Here is a 25,732-nt window from a genome sequence, read left to right on the forward strand (position 1 = left end):
GAATCACACTCGCCATGAAAACCAAAGCTGCCGTCGCCTGGAAATCCGGAGCCCCGCTCACCATCGAAACCGTGGACCTCGAAGGCCCGAAATTCGGCGAAGTGCTGGTCGAGATCAAGGCCACCGGCATCTGCCACACCGACTACTACACGCTCTCGGGCGCCGACCCCGAAGGCATCTTCCCCGCGATCCTCGGCCATGAAGGCGCGGGCATCGTGGTCGACGTCGGCCCCGGCGTCACCACGCTCAAGAAGGGCGACCACGTCATCCCGCTGTACACGCCCGAATGCCGCCAGTGCAAGTTCTGCCTGAGCCGCAAGACGAATCTGTGCCAGCTGATCCGCGGCACGCAGGGCAAGGGCCTGATGCCCGACGCCACCTCGCGCTTCAGCCTCGACGGCAAGCCGATCTTTCACTACATGGGCACGTCGACCTTCAGCAACTACACGGTCGCCCCTGAAATCTCGCTGGCCAAGATCCGCGAAGACGCCCCCTTCGACAAGGTCTGCTACATCGGCTGCGGCGTCACCACCGGCATCGGCGCGGTGATCTTCACGGCCAAGGTGGAAGCCGGCGCCAACGTGGTGGTGTTCGGCCTCGGCGGCATCGGGTTGAACGTGATCCAGGGCGCCAGGATGGTAGGTGCCGACAAGATCATCGGCGTGGACCTGAACCCCGAGCGCGAGGCCATGGCCCGCAAGTTCGGCATGACGCACTTCATCAACCCCAAGGACACCGAGAACGTCGTCGATGCCATCGTGCAGCTGACCGATGGCGGCGCCGACTACAGCTTCGAGTGCATCGGCAACACCAAGGTGATGCGCCAGGCGCTCGAATGCACGCACAAGGGCTGGGGCCGCAGCATCATCATCGGCGTGGCCGAAGCGGGTGCGGAAATCAGCACGCGCCCGTTCCAGCTGGTTACCGGCCGCAAGTGGGAAGGCTCAGCCTTCGGCGGCGCACGCGGGCGCACCGACGTGCCGAAGATCGTCGACTGGTACATGGAAGGCAAGATCAACATCGACGACCTGATCACGCACACCATGCCGCTGGAGGACATCAACAAGGGCTTCGACCTGATGAAGCGCGGCGAATCCATTCGCGGCGTGGTTCTCTACTAAACCCCGGGAGGCGCCCGCCATGAATCGCATGGAACCCCTGCGCAAGATCGAAGCGGGCGTCCTCGAAGTCGCCTACTTCGAAGCGGGCCCCGCCGACGGGCCTCCCGTGCTGCTGATGCACGGCTTTCCGTACGACATCCACACTTACGCCGAAGTCGCGCCAATGCTGGTCGACCAGGGCTGCCGCGTGATCGTGCCGTACCTGCGCGGCTACGGCGCCACGCGCTTCCTGAGCGAAGCCACGCCACGCTCGGGCGAACAAGCCGCGCTGGGCGCCGACCTGCTCGCGCTGCTCGACGCGCTGAAGATCGACCGTGCCGTGCTGGCCGGCTACGACTGGGGCGGCCGCGCCGCCTGCGTGGTCGCGGCGCTGTGGCCCGAACGCTGCGCGGGGCTGGTGTCCCTCAACAGCTACAACATCCAGAACATCGCGAAGGCGATGGAGCCGGACACGCCGGCCAACGAGCACAGCCTCTGGTACCAGTACTACTTCCACAGCGAGCGCGGCCGCGCCGGCCTCGAGAAAGACCGCAAGGCGCTCACAAAGCTGCTGTGGAAGCTCTGGTCGCCAACCTGGAAGTTCGACGACGCCACCTTCGAGCGCAGCGCCGCCGCCTTCGACCACCCTGATTTCGTGGACGTGGTGATCCAGTCGTACCGCCACCGCTTCGGCCTCGTGCCGGGCGACCCGGCCTACGCCGACATCGAACGCCGCCTTGCAGTCCAGCCCACGATCACCGTGCCCGCCATCACCTTCGACGGCATCGACGACGGCGTGCGCCCGCCTGCCGATGCATCGGCCCACGCACACCGCTTCAGCGGCCCGCGTTCGCACCGGCTCGTGCCCGGCGCGGGCCACAACATGCCGCAGGAAGCGCCGCGCACCTTTGCCGACGCCGTGCTCGAACTCGTGCCCGCCCTGCGCGGCAAAAATCCGCAATGACCGACAACACTCCGAAGCTTCTTTCCGAGCACCACGCCTTCGGCGGCGTGCAGCGCTTTCTCGAACACCGCTCGCATGAAATCGGCCTGCCGATGCGCTTCTCGGTCTACCTGCCGCCGCAGGTCGCGCACGAGCGGGTGCCCGCCCTGCTCTACCTCGCGGGCCTGACCTGCAACGAGGAGACCTTCGCGATGAAGGCCGGCGCGCAGCGCATGGCCGCGAGCCTGGGCCTTGCGCTGATCGCGCCCGACACCAGCCCGCGCGGCCGCGAAGCGGAAAGCATTCCGGGTGCGAAGGACGACTGGGACTTCGGCATCGGCGCCGGCTTCTACCTCGACGCGCTCGTCGAGCCATGGGCCACGCACTGGCGCATGGAAAGCTGGGTCGTGCACGAACTGCTGCCGCTGGTCGCGAAGCACTTCGCCATCGACGGCGAGCGCATCGGCATCTTCGGCCACTCGATGGGCGGCCACGGTGCGCTCACCCTGGCGCTGCGGCATCCGGGGCGCTTCAAGTCGCTCTCGGCCTTTGCGCCGATCTGCGTGCCCACGCAGTGCCCATGGGGCGAGAAGGCGCTCGGCGGCTATCTGGGCCAGCCCGGCGCCGACCGTGCGCAGTGGCTGGCGCACGACGCCAGCGCGCTCATGAAGTCGCAGGTGGTGGCGCCCTACCCGCAAGGCATCCTCATCGACCAGGGCCTGGCCGACAAATTCCTCGCCGAGCAGTTGCACCCCGAGGCCTTCGAGGCCGCCTGCTTCGCGGCGGGCCAGCCGCTCACGCTGCGCCGCCACGCGGGCTACGACCACGGCTACTACTTCATCCAGAGCTTCATGGCCGACCACCTCGCGCACCACGTACAAACCCTGCGCGCATAGGGCCTCAGCCTCATCGACCACAGCGGCCCCGCGCCGTATCATGGTTCGCATGTCCGCCGCCCAAATTCCTGCCTTCCACCTGCGGTTGCGCGAAGGCAGCGCCGAAGAGAACATGGTGCTGGCCGGCATCTGGCGCCGCGCCTGGATCGCGGCCAACCGGGGCGTTCCCCATTTCGAGCCGATCGGCTACTGGCTGCACCGCGTGCAGACCGAGTTCGGCCCGCCCGCCGAAGTGGTGCTGGCGGAGCGCGACGGGCAGGTGCTGGCGTTCATGGTGCTGCTGGAGCGGCGCGAATACGTGGCCCAGCTCTTCGTCGAGCCCCACCTGCGCAACCAGGGTTTGGGCAAGGCCTTGCTCGACGAAGCCTGCGTGCGCATTCCCACAGGCTGGTGGCTGCACGTTGCCTCCACCAACACGTCGGCGCAGCGCTTCTACGAGCGCTATGGCCTCGAGCGCGGTGCGGTCGATCGGCACCCATCGAGCGGCCGCGAACGCATCGCCTACCATTGGTCGCCCTCGCGCCCGCCGTGGCGCATCGGCTGAACCCCATCTTCTTTTCGTGCCCATGCGCATCGACCACATCGCACTCTGGACCACCGATCTCGAACGCTGCAAGCGCTTCTATGTCGACTACTTCGGCGCCACCGCCGGCGCAGGCTACGTCAACCCGGCCAAGGGCTTCGCCTCGTGCTTCCTGAGCCTGGGCGACGGCGCGCGCATCGAGGCCATGACCACGAGCACGCTCTCGCCCGTAACCGCTGAAGCCGGCGCGCAGCGCATGGGCTGGACGCACCTGGCGATCAGCGTGGGCTCAGACGCTGCGGTCGACGAACTCACGCAGCGCCTGAAGGCCGACGGCTACCCGCTGCTCGACGGCCCGCGCCGCACCGGCGATGGCTACTACGAGAGCGTGGTGCTCGACCCGGACGGCAACCGCATCGAGATCACCGCATGAGCGAATTCGTCGAAAGCCTGCACGAAACCTTCGAGCGGCTCGGCCGCATCGAAACGCGCCGCATGTTCGGCGGCCACGGCATCTGGCACGAAGGCCGCATGATCGCGCTGGTCGCCAAGGACACGCTCTACCTCAAGGCCGATGCCGAGAGCGCCGCGCATTTCGACAAGCTGAACCTGCCGCCCTTCACCTACGTGCGCCAGGGCAAGTCGATGCCGATGTCGTACCGGCAAGCCCCGGCGGACCTTTTCGAAGACCGCGAGGAAGCCGCCCTGTGGGGCCGCCTTGCATATGAAGCAGCGCTGCGCTCGGGCCAGCCACCGAAGCCGAAGAAAACACCCGCAAAGAAAACAGCAGTGAAGAAAAAGACAGCGAAAGCAGCCTCCCGGTGAGCGAGAACCCCAAGCTCCCTCCCCTGCCCGAGCGCGAACAGATCGCGCTGCTCGAACCCTTCGAAGGCCTCGGCCTGAAAGACATCGTGGTCGTGCAGACACTGCAAGATGCAGAACACGCCGCCGCCACGCTGCTCGCCGCAGGCATCGCCGGCTTCGACACCGAATCCAAGCCCACCTTCGCGAAGAACGAGGTGTCGGGCGGCCCGCACGTGGTGCAGTTCTCCACGCGCGACACGGCGTGGTTGTTCCAGTTGCATCGCACCGAGTGCAACCCGGTGGTGGCCGCGCTGATCGCCTCCACCGAGCTGCGCAAGGTCGGCTTCGGCCTGTCGGGCGACCTCACGTTGATCCGCAACCGGCTCAACATCGAGCCGAAGGCGGTGTTCGACATCGACAACGAATTCCGCCACCGCGGCTACCGCAAGTCGGTCGGCGTGAAGGCGGCGGTGGCTCTGGTGTTCAACCGCCGCTTCATCAAGTCGCGCAAGGCGACCACTTCCAACTGGGCCAACAAGCAGCTCACCGAAGCGCAGATCCGCTACGCCGCGAACGACGCCTATGCGTCGATCCGCGTGTACGACGCGCTCTTCAGCAGCAGCAACTGACCGATCGAAACGGGGTCAGTCGCGCCCCGCCTCCAGAATGGCCTGCGCGAGCCTCTGGGGGTTCGAGAAGAACATCTCGTGGCTGCCGGGGCACTCCACCAGGCGGAACAGGCCCAGCCGCTCCGACAGGCGCGGATGCCACGGCATGCCGTGCGGCAGCGCGGTGTCCTGCAGGCAGTTGACATACGACTTGCCCAGCGCCAGCGCGGCCAGCGGCTGCTGCAGCCTGATCTTGTCGGTAAAGGTGCGATACGGGTGCGGGTTGAGCTTGCCGTAGGCGGCCGTCGCGGTCGCCAGGTCCGCATCGTTGATGAAGGCTTCGCGCCAGATCTCGAAGGGCAAGGTCACGGCATTGCCGTTGGCCTCCGCAACCGCGTCGAACATCGTCACGTAATGCGGCGGCACCATGTCGTTGAGCGATTCGCCATCGAGCGGCACGAAGGCGTTGATATACACCAGCCGCTTCAGCCGCGGCGCGATGCGGTCCGCCACGCCCGAGATCACCATGCCGCCGTAGCTATGGCCCACGAGGCGCACCTGCGTGAGATTCTTTTCCTCGATGTAGCGCACGGCGGAAGCGATGGCGTCTTCCAGGCCAATGCTCGAGCGATCGTCGCCGGGGTTGTTGCCAGCGAGCGTCGGGCAATACACGGTGTGCCCTGCTGCGCGCAGGCCGTCGGCCACGGCTTCGATTTCTGCGCCGGTGTGCCAGGCGCCGTGGACGAGAACATAGGTGTCGGACATGGTGGGTGTGTCTCCTTTTGTTTGTGACGGAGCACGACTGTAAGGAACATCGGTGACTTGCGCATGGCCGATGCGTGCCAGCACGATGGCCGATTCGCGCCAGCCGTATTGCTTCGATTCAATTATTCAACGATACTTGAATTATGGAAGAAAACGACGTTGTCCGATCCCTTGCCGCACTGGCGCAGCCCGTTCGCCTGCGGGTGTTTCGTGCGCTGGTGGTGGCGGGCCCTGCCGGACTCACGCCCGGCGCGCTGACCGAAGCGCTCGAGGTGTCGGCCACGGGCCTGTCGTTCCATCTCAAGGAGCTCGTGCATTCGGGGCTGGTCTCGCAGGAGCGGCAGGGCCGCAACCTCATCTACCGCGCGGCGTTCGAGCAGATGACTGGACTGCTGGCCTACCTCACCGAGAACTGCTGCCAGGGAGAAACCTGCGCTGTCGGATGCCCGCCGACATGCTGAGCGCCGTTGCGATCTTCGTCTTCACGCTCGTGCTGGTGATCTGGCAGCCGCGCGGGCTGGGCATCGGCTGGAGTGCCTCGCTCGGCGCCGTCATCGCGCTATTGCTCGGCGTGGTCCAGCTGTCCGACATCCCCGTCGTCTGGAGCATCGTGTGGAACGCAACCGCCACCTTCATCGCCGTGATCGTCATCAGCTTGCTGCTCGACGAGGCGGGCTTCTTCGAATGGGCCGCGCTGCACGTGGCGCGCTGGGGCGGCGGGGGCGGGCGGTTGCTGTTCGCGTTCATCGTGCTGCTGGGCGCCGCCGTGTCGGCGCTGTTCGCCAACGACGGCGCGGCGCTGATCCTTACGCCCATCGTGATGGCGATGCTCGTGGCGCTGGGCTTCTCGCCGGCTACCACGCTCGCCTTCGTGATGGCGGCGGGCTTCATCGCCGACACGGCCAGCCTGCCGCTGATCGTCTCGAACCTGGTGAACATCGTGTCGGCCGACTTCTTCCGCATCGGCTTCGGCGAGTACGCCTCGGTCATGTTCCCCGTGAACATCGCGGCGGTGCTCGCGAGCCTGCTGGCGCTGATGCTTTTCTTTCGTCGCGACATCCCGGCAAGCTACGACGCGACCCAACTCAAGGCGCCTGCGGATGCGATCCGCGACCCCGCGACCTTCCGCGCGGGCTGGGTCGTGTTGGTGCTGCTGCTCGTCGGGTTCTTCGGGCTGGAGCCGCTGGGTGTGCCGGTCAGCGCGGTGGCCGCCTTCGGCGCGGTCGTGCTGCTGGCTGTTGCAAGGCGCGGCCCGGTGATCGGCATTCGCGGGGTACTGCGCGGCGCGCCCTGGCAGATCGTGATCTTCTCGCTGGGCATGTACCTCGTGGTCTACGGGCTGCGCAACGCCGGCCTGACCGGCTACATCGCCTCGCTGCTGAATGTGTTCGCGCAAGGCGGCGTCTGGGGTGCGGCGATGGGCACGGGCTTTCTCTCGGCGCTGCTCTCGTCGGTCATGAACAACATGCCTACCGTGCTGGTGGGCGCGCTGTCCATCGACGCGTCGAGCGCGAGCGGCGCGGTGAAGGAAGCGATGGTCTACGCCAACGTGATCGGGTGCGACCTCGGCCCGAAGATCACGCCCATCGGCAGCCTCGCCACCCTGCTCTGGCTGCACGTGCTCGCGAAGAAGGGCATGGCAATCGGCTGGGGCTACTACTTCAAGGTCGGCATCGTGCTGACCCTGCCCGTGCTGCTGGTCACCCTGGCGGCACTGGCGCTTCGACTGAGTCTTTGAAACCCGACACCACACTTCCATGAACGACATCACGATCTATCACAACCCCGCCTGCGGCACGTCGAGGAACGTGCTCGCGCTGATCCGCAACACAGGCGACGAGCCCACCGTCATCGAGTACCTGAAGACTCCGCCCGATCGCGCGACGCTGAAGCAGCTGACCGCGGCAATGGGCATGCCGGTGCGCGAGGTCATGCGCCGCAAAGGCACGCCTTACGACGAACTCGCCCTCGACGATGCGAAGTGGAGCGACGATGAGCTGATCGGCTTCATGCTGCAGCACCCGATCCTCATCAACCGGCCGATCGTGGTGACGCCGCTCGGTACGCGGCTGTGCCGGCCTTCGGAAGCAGTGCTCGACATCCTGCCGCGGCCGCAGCAAGGCGCCTTCTCCAAGGAAGACGGCGAGGCCGTCATCGACGCGAAGGGCCAGCGTGTCGTCAAGCCCTGAACTGCCGAACATCGACGCCGGGCATTTCCACCGGCCGGACCTGCGGCAACTGCTGCCCACGGAGCGCGCCACGCACGCGCCGCGCATCCTGTTGCTCTACGGCTCGGTGCGCGAGCGCTCCTACAGCCGACTGCTCACCGAAGAAGCCGCGCGGCTGCTCCAGGCCCTGGGCGCGGAACCGCGCATCTACGACCCGCGCGGCCTGCCCCTGCCCGACGACGCGCCGGAAGACCATCTGAAAGTGCAGGAGCTCCGCGACCTCGCCCAATGGTCCGAGGGCATGGTGTGGACTTCACCCGAACGCCACGGTGCCATGACCGGCATCATGAAGGCGCAGATCGACTGGATCCCGCTGTCCGTCGGCTCGGTACGGCCCACGCAGGGCAAGACGCTTGCGGTGATGGAAGTGTCGGGCGGCTCGCAGTCGTTCAACGCCGTGAACCAGCTGCGCGTGCTCGGCCGCTGGATGCGCATGCTCACCATCCCCAACCAGTCGTCGGTGGCCAAGGCCTTCCTCGAGTTCGAGGAGAACGGCCGCATGAAGCCCTCGCCGTATTACGAGCGAGTGGTCGACGTGATGGAAGAGCTGGTCAAGTTCACGCTGCTCACGCGCGACTGCGCAGGCTACCTTGTGGACCGCTACAGCGAGCGGCGCGAGAGTGCAGAGGCGCTGTCGAAGCGGGTCAACCTGCGCAGCATCTGAGCGACGGCTCAGTGCCGCGAGCGGCGCAGCTCACCCGGCGTGGCGCCCAGATGCCTGCGGCACTGGCGAACAAAGTGCGAGGCATCGGTCAGCCCCACGCGGAAGCCGATCTCCGCGATGCCCAGGCGATCGAAGCGCGCATCGGCCAGCATGCGCCGCGCCGCCTGCATGCGGAAGCCCGCCAGCGCGGTGGCGAAGGTGGTGCCGCCTTCGCCCAGGCAGCGGTGCAGGCTGCGCTCCGATATGCCCAGCTCGCGCGCCACGCCCGCGGCTGTGAGGCCCGGCTCTGCATGGCGCTCGCGCGTGGCGTCGAGCACGCGGCGGCACAGCGCGGCGCGCCCTTCGCTCCCAGACTCTGCAGGGCTGTGCCCCGTGGCCAGTGCCAGCAGGCTACCGAGCTGGTCGCCCAGCAACGCCGCCGGCAGTGGCGGCTTTGCTGCCATCTGCGGTGTCAGCTGCCGCACGAAGCTGCACAGCACGCCGCCCCACCCCGCCTGCCCGTCGATGCGCCGCGCCACCTGGTCACCCGCGTCGGGAATCCATGCATCGACCCAGGCGGTCGGCAGTTCGAGCGAAATGGTGTCGGCCGATTGCAGCAGGTGAAATTCGTAGCGCCGGCGCGAGTCGACCAGCACCGCATCGCCGGGCAGCAGCCGCGCGGAACGGCCGTCCTGCACGGCCACCCAGGCCGAGTCGGTCTTGCACAGCAGGTAGAAGTAGTTGTTGCGGCTGTGGGCGATGGCGCGGCGCGTGCGGTAGACGTCCTGTGCGCTGCCGCGCACCTGGTTGACGACGATGGGGCCGAGCGGCGCGGATTCGAGCGTGGCGCCGAAGCTGCCGGCCACCGGGCTGGTCACGTCCATCTCAAGGAAGCCCTCGCAGACCGCGCCCACCCAGTAGTCCAGCCGCTGCGCGGGCGGCACGGCGTCAGTGGACCAGCGGTGGATGGTGTCGATGGCTTCGCTCATGCGCGCCAAACATACCCACGCCGTGCCCGCTTGCCAAGCGGGTATAGACCGTCTCCGACGCCACCCTGCGCCCGGCACCGGCAAAATGACCCGCGAACCAACCCGTGCGCGGGACATTCCGGCGCACGCACATGAAAGAAGGGCAAGACGGGTCATGAGCAGCAACAAGCAAAGCGATTTCGGACTGATCGGCCTGGCCGTGATGGGCCAGAACCTCGTGCTGAATGTGGAAAGCCGCGGCTTCCAGGTCAGCGTGTACAACCGCACCGAGGCCACCACCGAAGCCTTCATTGCCGCCAACCCCGGCAAGAAGCTGGTCGGCGCGAAGACGCTGGAAGAGTTCGTGCAGAGCCTGGCCAAGCCTCGCAAGATCCAGATCATGGTGAAGGCCGGCGCGCCGGTCGACCAGGTGATCGAGCAGCTCATTCCGCTGCTGGACAAGGACGACATCGTCATCGACGGCGGCAACAGCCTCTACACCGACACCGAGCGCCGCGACGCATACCTCTCCAGCAAGGGCCTGCGCTTCATCGGCGCGGGCGTGTCGGGCGGCGAAGAAGGCGCGCGCAAGGGGCCGTCGATCATGCCGGGCGGACCGCTTTCCACCTGGGAGGTGATGAAGCCGATCTTCGAGAGCATCGCCGCCAAGGTGGACGGCGAGCCCTGCGTCATTCACATCGGCCCGGGCGGCGCCGGCCACTACGTGAAGATGGTGCACAACGGCATCGAGTACGGCGACATGCAGCTCATCTGTGAGGCCTACAGCCTGTTCAAGGCGGCCGGCTTCAGCACCGACGAGATGGCCGCCATCTTCAACGAGTGGAACGACGGCGAGCTGCAGAGCTACCTGATCCAGATCACCGCCAAGGCGCTCGAACAGAAAGATCCGGAGACGGGCAAGCCCATCGTCGACGTGATTCTCGACAAGGCTGGCCAGAAGGGCACTGGCCAGTGGACGCTGATCAACGCGGCCGAGAACGCGGTGGTCATCAGCACCATCAACGCGGCCGTGGAGGCGCGCGTGCTGTCTTCGCAGAAGAAGCAGCGCGTGGCGGCCAGCAAGCTGCTGCAGGGGCCGAAGATCGAGCTGTCGGTCGAAAGGAAAGCGCTGGTGGCCAAGGTGCACGATGCGCTCTATGCATCGAAGGTCATCAGCTACACGCAAGGCTTCGACCTCATCAAGACCATGGGCGACAAGAAGAACTGGGGCCTCGACCTGGGCGGCATCGCGTCGATCTGGCGCGGCGGCTGCATCATTCGCGCGCGCTTCCTGAACCGCATCACCGACGCCTTCCGTACCGACCCTGCCCTGGGCAACCTGATGCTCGACCCGTTCTTCAAGGACCTGCTGAACCGCACGCAGCAGAACTGGCGCGAAGTGGTGGCGCTGGCGGTGAGCAACGGCATTCCGGTGCCGGCCTTCAGCGCCTCGCTGGCCTACTACGACAGCTACCGCACCGAGCGCCTGCCGGCGAACCTGCTGCAGGCTCAGCGCGACTTCTTCGGCGCGCACACCTACGAGCGCACCGACAAGCCCGAAGGCCAGTTCTTCCACACGGACTGGCCCGAAGTGATCGGCTGATGCCATGCCGGCCCTCGACTACCCCAGCCACCTGGTCGAGGACTGGCAACTGCGCGACGGTACGCCGGTGCGGATCCGCCCGATCCGCGCCGACGATCTGGCGATGCACACGGCCTTCGTGGACGGCCTCTCGAAAGAGACGGGCTACCACCGCCTGCTGTCGCCTCGAAAGCCTCAGCCCGACGAGCTGTGGCGCATGACGCACATCGACTACGACCACGAACTCGCGCTCATCGCGACGACCGAGGTCGATGGCGGGGAGCAGCAGATGGGCGTGGTGCGCTATGTGCGCGGCGAGACGCCTGAGACCGCGCACGTCGCCGAATTCGCCGTCGTCATTGCAGATGCATGGCAGCACCACGGCGTTGCCCACAAGCTCATGCGCAAGCTGATCGACGCGGCCGCGACAGCCGGCGTGAAGCAGCTGGCGGACATCACGCTCTACGACAACATCGGCATGCTGGCGCTGGCGCGCAAGCTGGGCTTCAAGCTGCAGCGCGATCCGGGCAACCCGAACGTCACGCGGCTGCGCCTGGCGCTCGATGCGCCGCCAACGCGCTGAGCCTTACCAGGCCGCATTCATCACGCCCTGCTCAGCCGCTATCCAGTCGCGCACCGGCAACGGCAGTGCATGCGCCGGCGGCACGAGCCCCATCGCCGCATACGACTCCTGGTTCGGCACCAGCCCGCCGCGCCCCACGGCAGCGCCCTTCATGTAGCCGGCCGCGCACACCCTGTCGCCACGCACGAACTCGAAGCGCATGTAGTTCCAGTGCTGGTCGGTGGCGTCGAGCCGAAAGCGCAGCGTGTACACCTGAAAGGGGTTGAGCCCGCGCCGGTAGCTGATGAGCGAGCCGCCGGACATCGGCCTCCAGCCCTGGCGCAGCATGGCTGTTGCGAAGCCGGTGCGCACGAAGTACTCGACCAGCATCAGGTCGACCACCGTCAGGTAGCGGCCGTTGTTCATGTGGCCGTTGATGTCGAGGTCGTTCGGCAGCACGCGCAGTTGCCGCTCCAGCGTGTCGCCCGGCGCCAGGCGCGGTGCACGCCAGGCGCGCAACAGGGTCATCAGCAAGCGCAGGTAGAGATTCATGGACAGCCTAGAATTGGTTCAATTCAGAACATTCTAGTTCAAGACTGAACTATCTCGATGCCCGCAGCAAAGTCCTCCAAGCCCGGCAAGACCGACAAGGCCCCCTCCTCGCCCCACGGCACGGCCGTATGGCTGGCGGTGGTGCGGGCCTACAACCTCTGCGATGCGGTGATGACGGCACGGCTCGCCGCCATAGGCCTGCGCGTGGGCGAGCACGAGGTGCTGGCCACCATCGCGACCACGCCGGGCATCACGCAGCAGGCGCTGGCCGCGCGCTGCTTCGTGGCGAAGAGCGGCGTCAGCATGCTGCTCACGCAGATGGAGGCCAGGGGCTGGGTGCGGCGCGACAGCGATGGCGCCGACGCGCGCGTGCGGCGCCTCACGCTCACGGACGACGGCATGGCAATGGCGCAGAAGTGCCTGGCGGTTCAGGCGGAGATGGTGACCGCGATGGTCGCGCCGGCCACGCGCGACGAACTGGACGCAGTGGCCGACGTGATGGGCCGCGTGGCCACCACGCTCGAAGGCATGCGCGCCGAACTCAAGGGCTGACCAGCCACGCCTTCACGGCCCCCACCGACTGCGCCAGCGGCGCCGTCGCATCCACTGCGAGCACACCCGCCTCTCCCACAGGCGACTCCAGCGTGGCGAACTGGTTGGCTACCAGGCTGGCGGGAAACATGTGCTCCCCTGCTCCAGCCCGCGCGGCCACGCGGCGCTCGGCCTCGGCCCGCTCGATCGCCATGAACACGAAGCGCAGCCCCGGCGCGGCCGCGCGCAGCTGCTCGCGGTAGATGCGCTTGAGCGCCGAGCAGGTCAGCACCGCGCCCTGCGGCGCATCGGCCAGCGCGCGGCCCAGCGTGGCGAGCCAGCCCGCGCGATCGGCGTCGGTCAGCGCGATGCCGTGGCTCATCTTCTCGACGTTGGCCGGCGGATGATGGTCGTCGCCTTCTATGAGCGGCAGGTCGAGGGCGGTGGCCAGCGCCGCGCCCAGGCTCGATTTGCCGCATCCCGAAACCCCCATCACTACCAGCCAGACCCTGTCCATATGCACCCTTTTGGTAAAGCGCCACACCCTATTTAACGGAGTCGGCAAACTTAAATCTACTTCCTTATGATGCAAAACCTTTTTCCGTCGGAAGCAGAGAGCCCCCTCCATGGTCCAGCTTGCGTTGCGTCGTCCGTACACCTTCATCGTCATGGCGATGCTGATCGTGCTGGCCACGCCCTTTGTCCTCGCACGCATGGCGACCGACATCTTCCCGGAAATCAACATCCCGGTGGTCAGCGTCATCTGGAACTACACCGGCCTGCCGGCGCAGGAAATGGGGCAGCGCATTTCGGGACAGGTGGAGCGCGGGCTGACCACCACGGTGAGCGACATCGAGCACATCGAGTCGCAATCGCTGGCGGGCGTGTCGATCATCAAGGTGTTCTTCCAGCCCACGGCCAATATCGAGATGGCCATCTCGCAGGTGGTGGCCTCGATGCAGGCGCAGGTACGGCAGCTGCCGCCGGGCATCACGCCGCCGCTGGTCATCAAGTATTCGGCCTCCAGCGTGCCGGTGATCCAGCTGGCGCTGTCGAGCCCCACGCGCTCTGAAAACTCGCTGTTCGACTCCACCGTCAACCAGCTGCGCCCGCAACTCATCACGGTGCCGGGCGCGGCCATTCCCTTTCCCTACGGCGGCAAGAACCGGCTGATTTCAGTCGACCTCGACACCCAGGCGATGCAGGCGCGCGGCCTCTCGCCGGCCGACGTGGTGAACGCGGTGAACACGCAGAACCTGATTCTTCCGTCGGGCACGGCCAAGTTCGGTGCCACCGAATACAACGTGAAGATGAACGGCTCGCCCGACGCCATCGCAGGCCTGAACGACCTGCCGATCCGCACGGTGAACGGCGCCACCACCTACCTGCGCGACGTGGCCTACGTGCGCGACGGCTTCTCGCCGCAGACCAACGTGGTGCGCCAGGACGGCGTGCGCGGCGTGCTGCTGTCGGTGCTGAAGAACGGCGGCGCCTCCACGCTGGACATCGTCTCCAACATCCGCGCCATGCTGCCCATCGCCGCGCAGACGATGCCGGAAGACATCAAGATCACGCCGCTGTTCGACCAGTCGGTGTTCGTCAAGGCGGCCGTCAAGGGCGTGGTGTTCGAAGCCATCCTGGCCGCAGCGCTCACGGCCGCGATGGTGCTGCTGTTTCTCGGCAACTGGCGCAGCACGCTGATCATCGGGCTGACCATTCCGCTGTCGATCCTGGCGTCCATCCTGGTGCTGTACTCGCTGGGCGAAACGCTCAACCTCATGACACTGGGCGGGCTGGCGCTCTCGGTGGGCATCCTGGTCGACCAAGCGATCGTGACCATCGAGAACATCGAGCGGCACCTGCACATGGGCACGCCGCTGAAAGAGGCCATCGAGGTCGGCGCGGGCGAAATCGGCTCGGCCGCCTTCGTCTCCACGCTGTGCATCTGCATCGTGTTCGTGCCGATGTTCTTCCTCTCGGGCGTGGCGCGCTTCCTGTTCGTGCCGCTGGCCGAAGCGGTGGTGTTCGCCATGCTGGCCTCCTACCTGCTCTCGCGCACGCTGGTGCCGACGCTGGTGATGCTGCTGATGGGCGGCTCGCACGGCGGCGGCCATGCACCGGCGGAAGGCGCGAAGCAGAGCGCCCTGCAGCGCCTGTACCGCGCCTTCGACCGCCGCTTCGAACGCGTACGCCGCGCCTACACGCTGGTGCTGTCTGCGGTGCTGTCGAAGCGTGCCGGGTTCATCGGCCTGTTCCTCGGCTTCTGCCTGCTGTCTTGCCTGCTCTACCCCGCGCTGGGGCGCGACTTCTTCCCGACCGTCGATGCCGGCCAGATTCGCCTGCACCTGCGTGCGCCCACCGGCACGCGCATCGAAGAGACCGCTCGCCTCACCGACCAGGTGGAGGCCGCCATCCGCGAGCTGGTGCCGCAGGACCAGCTCGAAACCATCCTCGACAACCTGGGCGTGCCCAACAGCGGCATCAACCTGTCTTACAGCAATGCCGGCACCATCGGCACCTTCGACGGCGAGCTGCTGCTGTCGCTGAAAGAGGGCCATAAGCCGACCGAGCAGTTCGTGTCGCTCCTGCGGGCCGAACTGCCAAAGCGCTTTCCGGGCATCGAGTTTTTCTTCCAGCCAGCGGACATCGTCACGCAGATCCTGAACTTCGGCCTGCCCGCGGCCATTGACGTGCAGTTCAGCGGCAACGACATGGCCGGCAACGCCCTGCGCGCGGCCGAACTGACCAAGGCAATCCGCCAGATTCCGGGCGCGGTCGACGCCCACGTGCACCAGCGGCTCGACGGCCCGGCGCTGAGCCTGCAGATGGACCGCACGCGGCTGCAGCAGTACGGCCTGACCGCCTCCAACGTGGGGCAGAACGTGCTCATCGCGCTGTCGGGCAGCTCGCAGACGGCACCCGCCTTCTGGCTGAACCCGGTGAACGGCGTGGTCTACAGCATCGCGGTGCAGACGCCGCAGTACACCGTCGACTCGCTCGACTCGCTGCTGAACATTCCGGTTGGTGCGGGTGCAGGCGCAGCAACGGGGGGAACCGGCGCGCAGCAGCTGCTGGGCAACCTCGTGAGCACGCAGGCCGACCGCCAGCCGGCGGTGATGTCGCGCTACAACATCGCGCCGGTGATCGACGTGTACGTGAGCGTGCAGGGCACCGACCTCGCCAGCGTGGCGTCGAAGGTGCAGAAGCTGGTCGACGAGATGCGGCCCAAACTCTCGCGCGGCAGCCGGGTCGAGATCCGCGGGCAGGTGCAGACCATGCAGTCGTCGTTCATAGGCCTGGGCGTCGGCCTCGCGATGGCGATCGTGCTGGTGTACCTGCTGATCGTGGTCACCTTCCAGTCATGGCTGGACGCGGCCATCATCATCACCGCCCTGCCGGCCGCGCTGGCGGGCATTGCGTGGATGCTGTTCATCACCGGCACCACGCTGAGCGTGCCGGCGCTGACCGGCGCGATCATGACCATGGGCGTGGCCACGGCCAACTCGATTCTTCTGGTGTCGTTCGCGCGCGAGCGGCTGCAGGCGGGCATTCCGCCGCTGTCGGCCGCACTGGAAGCCGGCGCCACCCGTATCCGGCCAGTGCTGATGACGGCGCTGGCAATGATCATCGGCATGATCCCGATGGCACTGGGCCTGGGCGAAGGCGCAGAGCAGAACGCGCCGCTGGGCCGCGCGGTGATCGGTGGCCTGATCTTTGCCACGGTGTCGACATTGTTTTTCGTACCCGCCGTGTTCGCGGGGGTGCACAGTCGGCTTGCGCACCGCCGGGCGGCACGTGAAGCCTCGCAGCCGCATCAACCGCCAGCGGGCGCAACGCCCCAGGAGAACTGATTTCATGACGGAGCAACGCCATTCGGCATTGGCCATCCACCCCATCGCCGTTGAAGAGGGCGAGGGTGAACTGCTGCGCCGCCGGCAGATCGTGCGGCGCACGCGCTGGCTGGTGCTGATCGTGCTGGTGCTGCTGGCGCTCGGTGCGGCGCGCACCGTGTTCGTGCGCATCGCCAACGCTCGCGCGCTCGAAGCGGGCACCAGCGAGCGCGCCAGGCAGTACGTGCAGACCGCCCTGCCCCGCACGCCCACCACCGGCCAGACGCTGGCGCTGCCGGGCACGCTGCAGGGCTTCGTGCAGTCGCCCATTTCGGCGCGCGCCAGCGGCTACCTCAAGCGCTGGACCAAGGACATCGGTAGCCGCGTCGAAAAGGGCGAGCTGCTCGCCGAGATCGAGACGCCCGAAATCGACCAACAGCTCTCACAGGCCGTGGCCGCGCGCGCGCAGGCCGCCTCGGGGCTGGAGCTGGCACGCAGCACCGCCGACCGCTGGGAAGCGCTGCGCAAGAAAGACGTGGTTTCGCAGCAAGACCTGGACGAGCGCCGCAGCGCCGTGGCGCAGGCCACCTCGAACGTGGCGGCGGCCGATGCCAACGTGCAGCGGCTCAAGCAGACCGAAGGCTTCAAGCGCGTGGTGGCGCCGTTCGCGGGCGTGATCACGCGGCGCAACGTCGACGTGGGCGACCTGATCGACGCGGGCGCGGGCGGCGGTGCCGGGCGCGCCCTTTTCCTGCTCGCGCAGACCGACCCGCTGCGCGTGTACATCAACGTGCCGCAGGCCTACGCGCAGCTCGTGAAGGCAGGCCAGCCGGTGGTCGTCACGCAGGCCGAACTGCGCGGCCAGAGCTTCAAGGGCCAGGTGGCGCGCACCGCAGGCTCCATCGACACGACCACGCGGATGATGCAGGTCGAGGTGTCGTTGCCCAACAAGGACGGCGCGCTGCTGCCGGGTGCCTACGTGCAGGTGTCGCTGCCGCTGGCCGCGAGCCGCACGCTCACCGTGCCGTCGAACGCGCTGCTGTTCCGCGCCGAGGGCACGCGCATCGCGGTGGTCGATGCGAAGGGCCGCGTGGGCCTGCGCGCCGTGACGCTGGGGCGCAACTACGGCGAAAACGTCGAAGTGATCGATGGGCTCGAAGGCACAGACCGCATGGTGCTGAACCCTTCGGACTCGCTGGCCGAAGGCGACATCGTGGCCGTCGCGCCCGAAGCGCCGCCGGCCGCCGCAAAGGCTGCCCCGCCCGTCATGCCGAAGAAGGAACCGGCGTGACATTGCGATCGCCAGCCGTTGCAGTGGCTGCTGCGGTGCTCGCGCTCGTCGCGGGCTGCGCGGTCGGCCCCGACTACAAGACGCCCGACACGCCCCTGCCCGTCAGCTGGAAGCTCGAAGAGCCCTGGCGCATGAGCACGCCCAGCGACAGCGCCGACAAGGGCCCTTGGTGGAAGCGCTTCGACGACGCCACGCTCGACACATTGCAGGCGCAGGCCCTGGCCGGCAGCCCGACGCTGGTCATCGCCAACGCGCGGCTGGCGCAGGCGCGGGCCGCGCTGGCGTCCAACGCGGCCAGCCAATATCCGCAGCTGGGCCTCGGCACGCGCGCCTCGCGCCTGAAGATTTCCGCCAACCGGCCGCTGACGAACTACGCGACCGCCAACGCGTCCACGGTGCAGAACGACTTCACCGTCTCGCTGAACGCCAGCTACGAGCTCGACCTCGCGGGCCGCGTGCAGCGCACCGTCGAGGGCGCCTCGGCCTCCGCCGAGCAATCGGCTGCCGACCTGGCCAACACGCGCCTGCTGCTGAGCGCCGACGTGGCCAGCAACTACTTCAACCTGCGCTCGACCGACATCGAGCTCGACGTGCTCTCGCGCTCCATCGGGCTGCAACGCCGGGCGCTGGAGCTGGTCACGGCGCGTCACGACCTGGGCGCGGTGTCGGGCCTCGACGTGGCGCAGCAGCAGGCGCTGCTCGAAACCACGCTGACGCAGGTCGACGTGCTGAAGAAGCAGCGCTCGCAGTACGAGCACGCGCTGGCCACGCTCACCGGCACGCCCGCGCCGAACTTCGCTCTGCCGGTGGACCTGCGCGAGATCAAGCCGCCCGCGGTACCGCTGGGCGTGCCTTCGGAAATCCTGCAGCGCCGGCCCGACGTGGCCTCGGCCGAGCGCGCGATGGCCGCGGCCAATGCGCAGATCGGCGTGGCCACCGCGGCCTTCTATCCGAGCTTCATCATCTCGCCGACCGTGGGCGTGGACAGCCGCCTGATCGAGTCGCTGTTCAACGGGCCCAGCCTGCTGTGGTCGGTGGGAGTATCGGCCACGCAGATGCTGTTCGACGGCGGGCGCGTGCGTGCCAACGTCGACTTCGCCAAGGCCGGCTACGACGCCACCGTGGGCAACTACCGCCGCACCGTGCTGACGGCGATGCAGGAAGTGGAAGACGGCATCACCGGCTTGTCGGCACTCGACAGCGCGACCACGCAGGCGCAGTCGGCCGTGACGGCGGCGCGGCGCGTGCTCGACATGGCGACCAGCCGTTATGAAGGCGGCGCCTCGACGTATCTCGACGTGATCACCGCGCAGCAGTCGCTGCTGACGGTCGAGCGCCAGGCCGCGCAATTGCAGGGGCAGCGGCTGCTGACCTCGGTGTTCCTGGTGAAGGCGCTGGGCGGCGACTGGTGCGGTGCCGACGCGACCGGTGCAACGCCCTCGTCCTGCCCCACCGCCGTCGCAGATCGTTCCGCCAAGGCGGGTTGAACGCGACGGGCGCAGGCGGCGACGCTAGGCAGCCAGCCTGGCTGCGGGCGCCCAATCCTGCTGGCTGAGCTTCTCCATCGCCATATCGACGAACGTGGACACCGCCTGCGGAACGTACTGCCGGCTGGCGTAGATGACGCTCAGGCCGCGCCCTGCCCGCATGTACTGCGGCAGCACCGGCACCAGCCGGCCGGCCGCCACGTCGGACGCCGTCAGGATCGACGGCAGCGCGGCAATGCCCAGCCCTGCACACGCAGCCTTGAGCAGCACGCCCTGCACGTTGCTGATGAAGCGCCCCCTCACCCGCACGTCTTCTTCCATGCCGTCGGGGCCTTGCAAGCGCCAGGTCGAGAGATTGCCGCTGTCCGGTGGCTGCGTCACGCAGTCGTGTTCGAGCAGCTCCTGCAGGCTGCCGGGTGTGCCCCGCGCCGCCAGGTAGGCGGGACTGGCAAGAAGGCCGCCGTAGCTTGCGAAGATCTTGCGGGCCACGAAGCTCGAGTCCTGCAGGGGCCCGCCGCGAAAGGCGACGTCGATGCGATCGCCGATGAGGTCGGCCACGACATCGTCGAGAACGAAGTCCAGTCGCACCCGTGGATGCGCGGCCAGGAAATCGGCAACCCATTCCATCTCGAAAAAATCGAAAAAACTGGCCGGCGCGGCCACGCGTACGAGGCCGCTCGGTTCCTGGCCGCCCTCGACCTGCAGCCGCCCGGCGCCTATCAACGCTTCGACCGCCGGGCCGCATCGTTCCTGGAAAGATTGGCCGGCATTGGTCAGCGCCAGTTTGCGGGTGGAGCGCTGCAACAGCCGGGTGCCCAGGTGCGCCTCGAGTTGCCGGATGCGCCGGCTCACTGTCGCCGACGGCACGCGCAGCTGCCGCGCGGCTTCCGCGAAGCTGCCGAGACGCGCCACTTGCACAAACATTGCGACTTCGTTCAGGTCGAGCACGGAGATTCTTTCTGCCTTTCCGCTGATCTCAAAAGTCCATCAGCTTGTCCACGTCCTGCGTCTTGCGGCGGGCCAGCGCGAGGTTGGCGCGCTGCTTGTCGAGCACGACGTAGAGAAAGACACCCTCCTTCGATGCCGAGGGGCGGATGATGTGGTACTGCTTGCCCAGGGTGATCAGGATGTCCTCGATCACGTCGCTCAGGCCCAGAGCCTGCATGGTCTTGAGCTTGGCGCGCACGACTTCCGTGTTGCCGGCGGCGGCAATCTCCATGTCCACGCCCGAACCCACGGCGCCGAGGATCATGCCGCTGCCCGAGTCGACAACGGCGGCGCACATGGCGCCGTCGATGGTGAGGATGTCGTCGAGCGTTTGTTTGATGGATGCCAAGTTGTTCTCCTGTCGGATGGTTGAAAAGGTTGTTGTGGAAATCTGCTGTCATGCCTCGGCCAGGGTCTTGGCGAGTTGGGCGGCTTTGTAGGCCACCAGTGCCGGAACCGCGCTGTCGCGGGCGAGCACGCTGATGACGAGTTCGCCGTCGCGCCGGTGCACGCTATGGAAAACCGCAAAGCCCGAATCCGTCAGGACCATCACGCTCTGATGGCGGCCGAGGCGTGCCTCTTCGGCGACAACGCCGCTGATCGCCACGATGGAGCTGGCCATGGCAGCCATGCGGGCAGGATCGGCATCGCCGATGGTTGTGGACGCCACGTCGAAACCGTCCACGGTAGCCACCACGGCAGCCGTCACGCCGTTCAGTTCGTCGACCAGTTTCTGCACCTCGCGTTGCGCGTGCGCGGTTGCCGTCCTGGACAAGCCATGTCGAACACTCACTCTGTCTCTCCCTGCATGTCGGCTTCAAGTTGCATCAGCAGCGTGTCGATCAGCAGGATCACATCGGCCCTGCTTCGCACGTCCACATCGAGAATCGGAAACACCCGGCCCGTTGACTCGAGTCGTTGCGCGTAGTCGTCGAGGGTCGGCACAGGGTGGCGGTGCATCCGTCCCACGCCGATCACGCAAGGCAGGGTCCGCAGGGCTTCGGCGAAGCCTTGCATGTACATGGACAGGTCGCCCAGCGGGTCGGGCCGGGAGTTGTCCATCAGGACGATCACGCCCAGCGCGTTCCTGACGAGGATCTTCCAGAGAAATTCGAAGCGGGCCTGCCCGGGCGTGCCGAACAGGCGAACGCGGTCCCCGTTGTCCAGCGTTAGCTGGCCGAAGTCGAGGCCCACGGTGGTGCGCTCCTTGTCGATGGCCGCATCGGAGTTCGGCACCTCGGTCATGACCGGCGAGGTTTCGCTCACGCATCCGATCGCGGTCGTCTTGCCCGCGCCCACAGTGCCCGTGAGAAGGATCTTGTATTCCTTCATGACGCTCGCAGGCCCAGCCGGCGGCGAATGCCATCGAGGAGACTTCGCGCGAAGTCGCTGCGGATCGGCCTGTCGGATTGCGGTGCGAACGACGGCGGCAGGGCCTGCTCGACATGCAGCTCCAGCACGCCGGCCGTTCGCAGCGCCTGCAGGAACGCGGCGCACTGGGTGAATGGAAGCTGGCTGATCTCGGCCAGCTCACTCGCATTCAGCGCGCGCCGCGCCAGCAGGCTCGCCATGCGGATGTTGTCGAGGTCGTTGCGCAACAGCGTGGCCGGTGGCCAGCGACGCAGCATGAAGCGGACCGCATCGGAAACCTCGACCTCCAGGGCGGTCTGCTCGTCCAGCGTCGGCCCCGCGGGTCGCGACTCGCGCAGTGCCTGCTCGGTGCTCTTGAGCCAGCGCTGCAGCTTGTCGGCACGTATCGGCCGCTCCAGCGCGTTGGGCTGTCCACCCGAATTCATGCGCGTGAGCCTGAGCACGGCCGCGGCCATGCCGACCACCGTGGGATATTCGTGCTCCACGGCGGCGGCATCGACGAGCAGCGCGTCGTACGGCGGCGCGTTGACCAGCTGCCACGGAAAGGCAGCGTCGCTCGCATACAGCCGGACGATCGTCTGGATCACCACGACCTCGGCGACCGGCAACTTGTAGACGCCGAGCCTCAGCATGGCCACGTGACGCGATGCCCGAGTCGTTCGAATCCCGGTTGTTTCGCTGCGCTCAAAGACCGTGTGTGCATCCGCTGTCCATCCTTGCAACAAAGAAAATCCGTTCATCTCCAGATCGGAGGAACGACGAAGACGAATGAATTGGCCTGCACCGAAAGACTCGTCCAATTCGAGGCGATCCCGAGATACGCTCCCAACGGAGCGGAAATGGATCAGCAATACGCCTCTCTATCGAGAGATCGCTTGTGACAATTGTTTACGAACTTTGGTACTCTCCGCTAGCACCCGGAATGAAATTCAGCCGCTCAGTTTTCGAGGCAATCCTGATGGCAGCCAATGCAATACGCACCGAATTGGGGCATCCACACCCAATATGGCTCACCCGGCGCCCGCAATTGGGCGAATCGCGAAATGCGATTCACCAATGAATTACGAGATGTCAATTAATGCGGGGGACGACGGTGTCCACTCCTGCAGGCTGAGCTTTTCCACGGCCATGTCGACGAACGCCGAGACTGCCAGCGGCCGCTGCTGGCGGCTGGGGTAGACGACGCTCAAGCCGCGGCCCGCCCGCATGTATTGCGGCAGCACTGGCACCAGCCGGCCGGCGGCCACCTCCGCCGCCGTCAGGATCGACGGCAGCGCGACGATGCCAAGCCCGGCGCAAGCGGCCTCGCGCAGCGCCACTTGCATGTTGCTGGTGAAGGCCCCTCTCACCCGCACTTCTTCCTCCGCGTCGTCAGGACCCTGGAGGCGCCAGATGGCGAGATTTCCGGTCTCTGGCGGCTGTGTCACGCACGCGTGCCTGCTCAATTCCTCCAGATCGGCGGGCGCACCATGCGCCGCCAGATAGGCAGGACTGGCAAGAAGCCCCCCGTAGCTTGCAAAGATCCTGCGGGCAACGTAGCTGGAGTCCGGCAGGGATCCGATGCGAAACGCGACGTCGATGCGGTCGGCAATGAGGTCGGCCGTGATATCGCTGAGAACAAAGTCGATTTGCACCAGGGGGTGCGCAGCGAGAAAGGCCGACACCCATTCCATTTCGAAGTATTCGAAGAAGCTGGCCGAGGCGGCCACCCGGATCACGCCGCTCGGCTCCTGGCTATCCGCGACGTGCGATTGACCGGCTTCGATCAGTTCCTCGACCGCCGGGCCGCATCGCTCATGAAAGGTCTGGCCCGCGCTCGTCAGCGTCAGCTTGCGGGTGGAGCGCTGCATCAGCCGGGTGCCCAGGCGCGCCTCGAGCTGCTGGATGCGCCGGCTCACCGTTGCCGATGGCATGCGCAGCTGCCGCGCGGCCTCGGCAAAGCTGCCGAGGCGCGCAACTTGCACGAACATTGCGACTTCGTTCAGGTCGAGCACGGATATTCTTTCTGTGAATGGCGGAAATACAATTCGCTCGCAGCGTTCGGATTTTTCAATTTCTCAATTGCTATCGATCGATAACTGAAATGCAATCACACGGTGCCATTCGGCACAGGCACGATTACATCGACACTGAGCAGAAGCTGACCAATTGACCTTGACGAGTGTTCAAAAAAACCTGCATATCAATACTTACTCCGGCACTATTTATCCTTTGTTGCTTTGTTATAAACAGGCAGTCAATAGTTAATCTAATCAATCACTTGCCGCCAAAGCGGCTTGGCCACAGTTCTTCATTTCCGACTCGCATGCAAGCTTTTCCCAATGCAGATGCCTTGCGCGATCCGCGCTCCCTGGACGACCTGCTCCTGTACCGGCTGTCGCGCGCGGTTCGTGCCTGCAGCGGCATGGCAACCCGCCTGGTCGAGGGCGGCTTCGGCATCACGCATCGCGAGTGGGGAATGATCGGCATGCTCGCGCAGATCGGCGAGATCACCTCCTCCGCATTTGCCGAGCGCCTGCAGCTGGACCGTGTGCGCACTTCGCGCGGCCTGCGCAGCCTCAGCGAGAAGAAACTGGTGGAGCGGCGCCAGGATGCGCAGGACGGCCGCGAAGTGCACGTGCGCCTGAGCTCCACCGGCCGCGAGCTCTGCGACGCGCTGTTTCCGCGGGTCGCCCGCCTCAACATGGATCTTCTCGACGGCATCGACGCGGAGCACCTCGACATCTTTCTCGAGTGCCTGCACCGGCTCGAATTGCGCGGCAGGGAACTGAGCGCGCTGGGCGTGGTCCCCGAAAAAGCCGACCGCCGCTCGGGCGGCACGCGCCATCGATGGCCCGAGTGCGCGCCTGAGTACGGCTAGAACAAGTTGCCCTGCCCCGCAGCCCCAGGCGGCCGGAACGCGGTGACATCCAGCGGAATGCGCTCGCGGTTGTAGCCGAGACGGTTCGTGGCCTTCTCGAAGCGCTGGTGGATCAGGTCGGCCCACAGGCCCGAGCCCTTCATGCGCGTGGCGAAGTCGGCGTCGTAGTCCTTGCCGCCGCGCATCTCGTGGATGCGCGCCATGATGCGGTCGGCGCGCTGCGGGTAGTGCAGCATCAGCCATTCCTTGAAGAGCGGCGCCACCTCCCACGGCAGCCGCACCACCGTGTAGAAGGCGCTGCGCGCGCCGGCCTCCCACGCGGCTTCGAGCACCTGCTCCATGTCTTCGGTGACGAAGGGAATCTGCGGCGCCACGCTCACGCCGACCGGCACGCCGGCATCGGTCAGCGTGCGGATGGTGCGCAGCCGGCGATGCGGCGCGGCGGCGCGCGGCTCCAGCTTGCGGGCGAGTTCGCCGTCGAGCGTGGTCACGGTCACGTATACGGCCACCAGGTGGTCGGCCGCCATGGGCGCGATCAGGTCGAGGTCGCGCTCGATGGCGCTCGACTTGGTCACCAGCGCGAACGGATGCCGCGTTTCCTGCAACAACTCGATGATCGAACGCGTGAGCCGAAGATCGCGCTCGATGGGCTGGTAGCAGTCGGTGGCGGTGCCGACGGCGATGTAGCTGGGTTTGTAACTCTTGCGCCCGAGCTCGGTGCGCAGCACCTCGACGATGTTGCGCTTGGCGATGAGCTTGGTCTCGAAGTCGAGTCCGGGCGAGAGATTCAGGTAGCTGTGCGTGGGCCGGGCGAAGCAGTAGATGCAGCCATGTTCGCAACCGCGGTACGGATTGAGCGATCGGTCGAAGTAGATGTCGGGCGAGTCGTTCCCGTTGAGCACCGACTTCACGTCCTCGAAGCGCACCTCGGTGGCAATGGGCTGGAGCTCATCGGCCTCGGCCACGCCTTCTTCGAGCGTGCCCCAGCCGTCGTCGAAGGCGTTGCGCTCGTCCTTCGAGAAACGATGCGCGATATGCGTGGCCGCGCCGCGGCCCTTGATGGCATGAATGGGGATCCGGGCAGCTGGCATGGCAACTCCTTCGAGGCTGGATTTACTGTTTATTCATACAGTATTCCACTGATTCACTGTTGTCGCCAGTTTTTCAATTTCTCTATTGACAGAAATTTCATAAATCCTAA

General features: G+C 66.5%; 29 protein-coding genes. 18 read left to right on the forward strand and 11 right to left on the reverse strand.

Annotated features, from left to right (window positions below; all coding sequences use genetic code 11):
* The first annotated feature begins 14 nt into the window (after positions 1–14).
* From BMW87_RS18070 to BMW87_RS18100, 7 genes are read left to right on the forward strand one after another with little or no spacing between them, the layout of a single operon-like run.
* Positions 15–1,121 carry an S-(hydroxymethyl)glutathione dehydrogenase/class III alcohol dehydrogenase gene (locus BMW87_RS18070; protein ID WP_093051428.1) on the forward strand — a complete coding sequence of 369 codons (1,107 nt, stop codon included), beginning with the start codon at positions 15–17 and terminating at the stop codon, positions 1,119–1,121.
* Positions 1,122–1,140: 19 nt separating this feature from the next.
* A complete protein-coding gene (locus tag BMW87_RS18075; protein WP_093077779.1) occupies positions 1,141–2,064 on the forward strand; it encodes an alpha/beta fold hydrolase in 924 nt (307 codons plus the stop codon).
* Positions 2,061–2,939, forward strand: a complete 879-nt coding sequence (gene fghA / locus BMW87_RS18080) for an S-formylglutathione hydrolase (protein WP_093077780.1) — start codon at positions 2,061–2,063, stop codon at positions 2,937–2,939. Before BMW87_RS18075 ends, fghA begins: the two co-directional genes overlap by 4 nt.
* A 49-nt stretch (positions 2,940–2,988) precedes the next feature.
* Positions 2,989–3,483: a GNAT family N-acetyltransferase gene (locus tag BMW87_RS18085; RefSeq protein ID WP_256216816.1), complete on the forward strand. Its 495-nt coding sequence runs from the start codon at positions 2,989–2,991 to the stop codon at positions 3,481–3,483.
* 22 nt (positions 3,484–3,505) lie between these two features.
* Positions 3,506–3,895, forward strand: coding sequence for a VOC family protein (locus BMW87_RS18090; RefSeq protein ID WP_093051439.1), 390 nt, complete (start codon positions 3,506–3,508; stop codon positions 3,893–3,895).
* Positions 3,892–4,287, forward strand: a complete 396-nt coding sequence (locus tag BMW87_RS18095) for a TfoX/Sxy family protein (RefSeq protein WP_093077782.1) — start codon at positions 3,892–3,894, stop codon at positions 4,285–4,287. The genes BMW87_RS18090 and BMW87_RS18095 overlap by 4 nt, the downstream gene beginning before the upstream one ends.
* Entirely contained in the window at positions 4,284–4,895 is a 612-nt protein-coding gene (locus BMW87_RS18100; protein ID WP_093077783.1) for a 3'-5' exonuclease, read from the forward strand. The genes BMW87_RS18095 and BMW87_RS18100 overlap by 4 nt, the downstream gene beginning before the upstream one ends.
* A gap of 15 nt (positions 4,896–4,910) precedes the next feature.
* On the opposite strand, the gene BMW87_RS18105 is transcribed toward BMW87_RS18100, so the two are convergent.
* Entirely contained in the window at positions 4,911–5,639 is a 729-nt protein-coding gene (locus BMW87_RS18105) for an alpha/beta fold hydrolase (protein ID WP_093051448.1), read from the reverse strand.
* A gap of 143 nt (positions 5,640–5,782) precedes the next feature.
* Here BMW87_RS18105 and BMW87_RS18110 point away from each other — a divergent pair, with 143 nt between their 5' ends.
* From BMW87_RS18110 to arsH, 4 genes are read left to right on the forward strand one after another with little or no spacing between them, the layout of a single operon-like run.
* Positions 5,783–6,100, forward strand: coding sequence for an ArsR/SmtB family transcription factor (locus BMW87_RS18110; protein WP_093077785.1), 318 nt, complete (start codon positions 5,783–5,785; stop codon positions 6,098–6,100).
* Positions 6,094–7,377, forward strand: coding sequence for an arsenic transporter (locus BMW87_RS18115; protein WP_093077951.1), 1,284 nt, complete (start codon positions 6,094–6,096; stop codon positions 7,375–7,377). Before BMW87_RS18110 ends, BMW87_RS18115 begins: the two co-directional genes overlap by 7 nt.
* Before the next feature lie 19 nt (positions 7,378–7,396).
* Positions 7,397–7,828 (forward strand): arsenate reductase (glutaredoxin), encoded by a 432-nt coding sequence (gene arsC, locus BMW87_RS18120; protein WP_093077786.1) that lies wholly within the window; start codon positions 7,397–7,399, stop codon positions 7,826–7,828.
* Positions 7,812–8,531, forward strand: a complete 720-nt coding sequence (gene arsH, locus BMW87_RS18125) for an arsenical resistance protein ArsH (RefSeq protein ID WP_093077788.1) — start codon at positions 7,812–7,814, stop codon at positions 8,529–8,531. The genes arsC and arsH overlap by 17 nt, the downstream gene beginning before the upstream one ends.
* A gap of 8 nt (positions 8,532–8,539) precedes the next feature.
* Here arsH and BMW87_RS18130 read toward each other — a convergent pair whose 3' ends face one another.
* The gene (locus BMW87_RS18130; RefSeq protein ID WP_093077952.1) at positions 8,540–9,499 is read right to left on the reverse strand and encodes an AraC-like ligand-binding domain-containing protein; all 960 of its coding nucleotides are present in this window, start codon (positions 9,497–9,499) and stop codon (positions 8,540–8,542) included.
* Between the two features lie 154 nt (positions 9,500–9,653).
* Here BMW87_RS18130 and gnd point away from each other — a divergent pair, with 154 nt between their 5' ends.
* Together gnd and BMW87_RS18140 are read left to right on the forward strand one after the other, a co-directional pair.
* On the forward strand, positions 9,654–11,081 hold the full coding sequence (gene gnd / locus BMW87_RS18135; RefSeq protein ID WP_093077789.1) for a decarboxylating NADP(+)-dependent phosphogluconate dehydrogenase: 1,428 nt from the start codon (positions 9,654–9,656) through the stop codon (positions 11,079–11,081).
* Positions 11,082–11,085: 4 nt separating this feature from the next.
* Positions 11,086–11,643: a GNAT family N-acetyltransferase gene (locus BMW87_RS18140; protein ID WP_093077791.1), complete on the forward strand. Its 558-nt coding sequence runs from the start codon at positions 11,086–11,088 to the stop codon at positions 11,641–11,643.
* A 3-nt stretch (positions 11,644–11,646) separates the two neighbouring features.
* Here the strand turns inward: BMW87_RS18140 and BMW87_RS18145 are convergent, their stop codons facing one another.
* Positions 11,647–12,174: a thioesterase family protein gene (locus BMW87_RS18145; RefSeq protein ID WP_093077792.1), complete on the reverse strand. Its 528-nt coding sequence runs from the start codon at positions 12,172–12,174 to the stop codon at positions 11,647–11,649.
* A gap of 57 nt (positions 12,175–12,231) precedes the next feature.
* Between BMW87_RS18145 and BMW87_RS18150 the strand changes: the two genes are divergently transcribed.
* Positions 12,232–12,726 carry a MarR family winged helix-turn-helix transcriptional regulator gene (locus BMW87_RS18150; RefSeq protein WP_093077794.1) on the forward strand — a complete coding sequence of 165 codons (495 nt, stop codon included), beginning with the start codon at positions 12,232–12,234 and terminating at the stop codon, positions 12,724–12,726.
* On the opposite strand, the gene BMW87_RS18155 is transcribed toward BMW87_RS18150, so the two are convergent.
* A complete protein-coding gene (locus BMW87_RS18155) occupies positions 12,716–13,222 on the reverse strand; it encodes a gluconokinase (RefSeq protein ID WP_256216817.1) in 507 nt (168 codons plus the stop codon). The genes BMW87_RS18150 and BMW87_RS18155 overlap by 11 nt on opposite strands.
* Before the next feature lie 109 nt (positions 13,223–13,331).
* On the opposite strand from BMW87_RS18155, the gene BMW87_RS18160 reads away from it, so the two are divergent.
* The 3 genes from BMW87_RS18160 to BMW87_RS18170 are packed head-to-tail and all read left to right on the forward strand — an operon-like array spanning position 13,332 to position 19,313.
* Positions 13,332–16,556, forward strand: a complete 3,225-nt coding sequence (locus BMW87_RS18160) for an efflux RND transporter permease subunit (RefSeq protein WP_093077795.1) — start codon at positions 13,332–13,334, stop codon at positions 16,554–16,556.
* Between the two features lie 4 nt (positions 16,557–16,560).
* A complete protein-coding gene (locus BMW87_RS18165) occupies positions 16,561–17,826 on the forward strand; it encodes an efflux RND transporter periplasmic adaptor subunit (RefSeq protein ID WP_093077797.1) in 1,266 nt (421 codons plus the stop codon).
* Entirely contained in the window at positions 17,823–19,313 is a 1,491-nt protein-coding gene (locus tag BMW87_RS18170) for an efflux transporter outer membrane subunit (protein ID WP_256216818.1), read from the forward strand. Before BMW87_RS18165 ends, BMW87_RS18170 begins: the two co-directional genes overlap by 4 nt.
* A 24-nt stretch (positions 19,314–19,337) precedes the next feature.
* Here the strand turns inward: BMW87_RS18170 and BMW87_RS18175 are convergent, their stop codons facing one another.
* The 6 genes from BMW87_RS18175 to BMW87_RS18200 form a co-directional block, all read right to left on the reverse strand.
* On the reverse strand, positions 19,338–20,261 hold the full coding sequence (locus BMW87_RS18175; RefSeq protein ID WP_093051484.1) for a LysR family transcriptional regulator: 924 nt from the start codon (positions 20,259–20,261) through the stop codon (positions 19,338–19,340).
* Between the two features lie 28 nt (positions 20,262–20,289).
* Entirely contained in the window at positions 20,290–20,649 is a 360-nt protein-coding gene (locus BMW87_RS18180) for a hypothetical protein (protein ID WP_093051487.1), read from the reverse strand.
* Positions 20,650–20,697: 48 nt separating this feature from the next.
* A complete protein-coding gene (locus BMW87_RS18185; protein WP_093051489.1) occupies positions 20,698–21,093 on the reverse strand; it encodes a roadblock/LC7 domain-containing protein in 396 nt (131 codons plus the stop codon).
* The gene (locus BMW87_RS18190) at positions 21,090–21,632 is read right to left on the reverse strand and encodes a GTP-binding protein (RefSeq protein ID WP_093077800.1); all 543 of its coding nucleotides are present in this window, start codon (positions 21,630–21,632) and stop codon (positions 21,090–21,092) included. The genes BMW87_RS18185 and BMW87_RS18190 overlap by 4 nt, the downstream gene beginning before the upstream one ends.
* Positions 21,629–22,303, reverse strand: a complete 675-nt coding sequence (locus BMW87_RS18195; RefSeq protein WP_093077954.1) for a hypothetical protein — start codon at positions 22,301–22,303, stop codon at positions 21,629–21,631. The genes BMW87_RS18190 and BMW87_RS18195 overlap by 4 nt, the downstream gene beginning before the upstream one ends.
* Before the next feature lie 429 nt (positions 22,304–22,732).
* Positions 22,733–23,665 carry a LysR family transcriptional regulator gene (locus tag BMW87_RS18200; RefSeq protein ID WP_093077801.1) on the reverse strand — a complete coding sequence of 311 codons (933 nt, stop codon included), beginning with the start codon at positions 23,663–23,665 and terminating at the stop codon, positions 22,733–22,735.
* Between the two features lie 311 nt (positions 23,666–23,976).
* Here BMW87_RS18200 and BMW87_RS18205 point away from each other — a divergent pair, with 311 nt between their 5' ends.
* The gene (locus tag BMW87_RS18205; RefSeq protein ID WP_093051513.1) at positions 23,977–24,531 is read left to right on the forward strand and encodes a MarR family winged helix-turn-helix transcriptional regulator; all 555 of its coding nucleotides are present in this window, start codon (positions 23,977–23,979) and stop codon (positions 24,529–24,531) included.
* Here BMW87_RS18205 and BMW87_RS18210 read toward each other — a convergent pair.
* Positions 24,528–25,622 carry a PA0069 family radical SAM protein gene (locus BMW87_RS18210; RefSeq protein ID WP_093077803.1) on the reverse strand — a complete coding sequence of 365 codons (1,095 nt, stop codon included), beginning with the start codon at positions 25,620–25,622 and terminating at the stop codon, positions 24,528–24,530. The two genes, BMW87_RS18205 and BMW87_RS18210, sit on opposite strands and share 4 nt — an antisense overlap.
* Positions 25,623–25,732: the final 110 nt, after the last annotated feature.

This window comes from Variovorax sp. OV084, assembly GCF_900111625.1.
In the GTDB taxonomy this organism is placed as follows: Bacteria; Pseudomonadota; Gammaproteobacteria; order Burkholderiales; family Burkholderiaceae_C; genus Variovorax.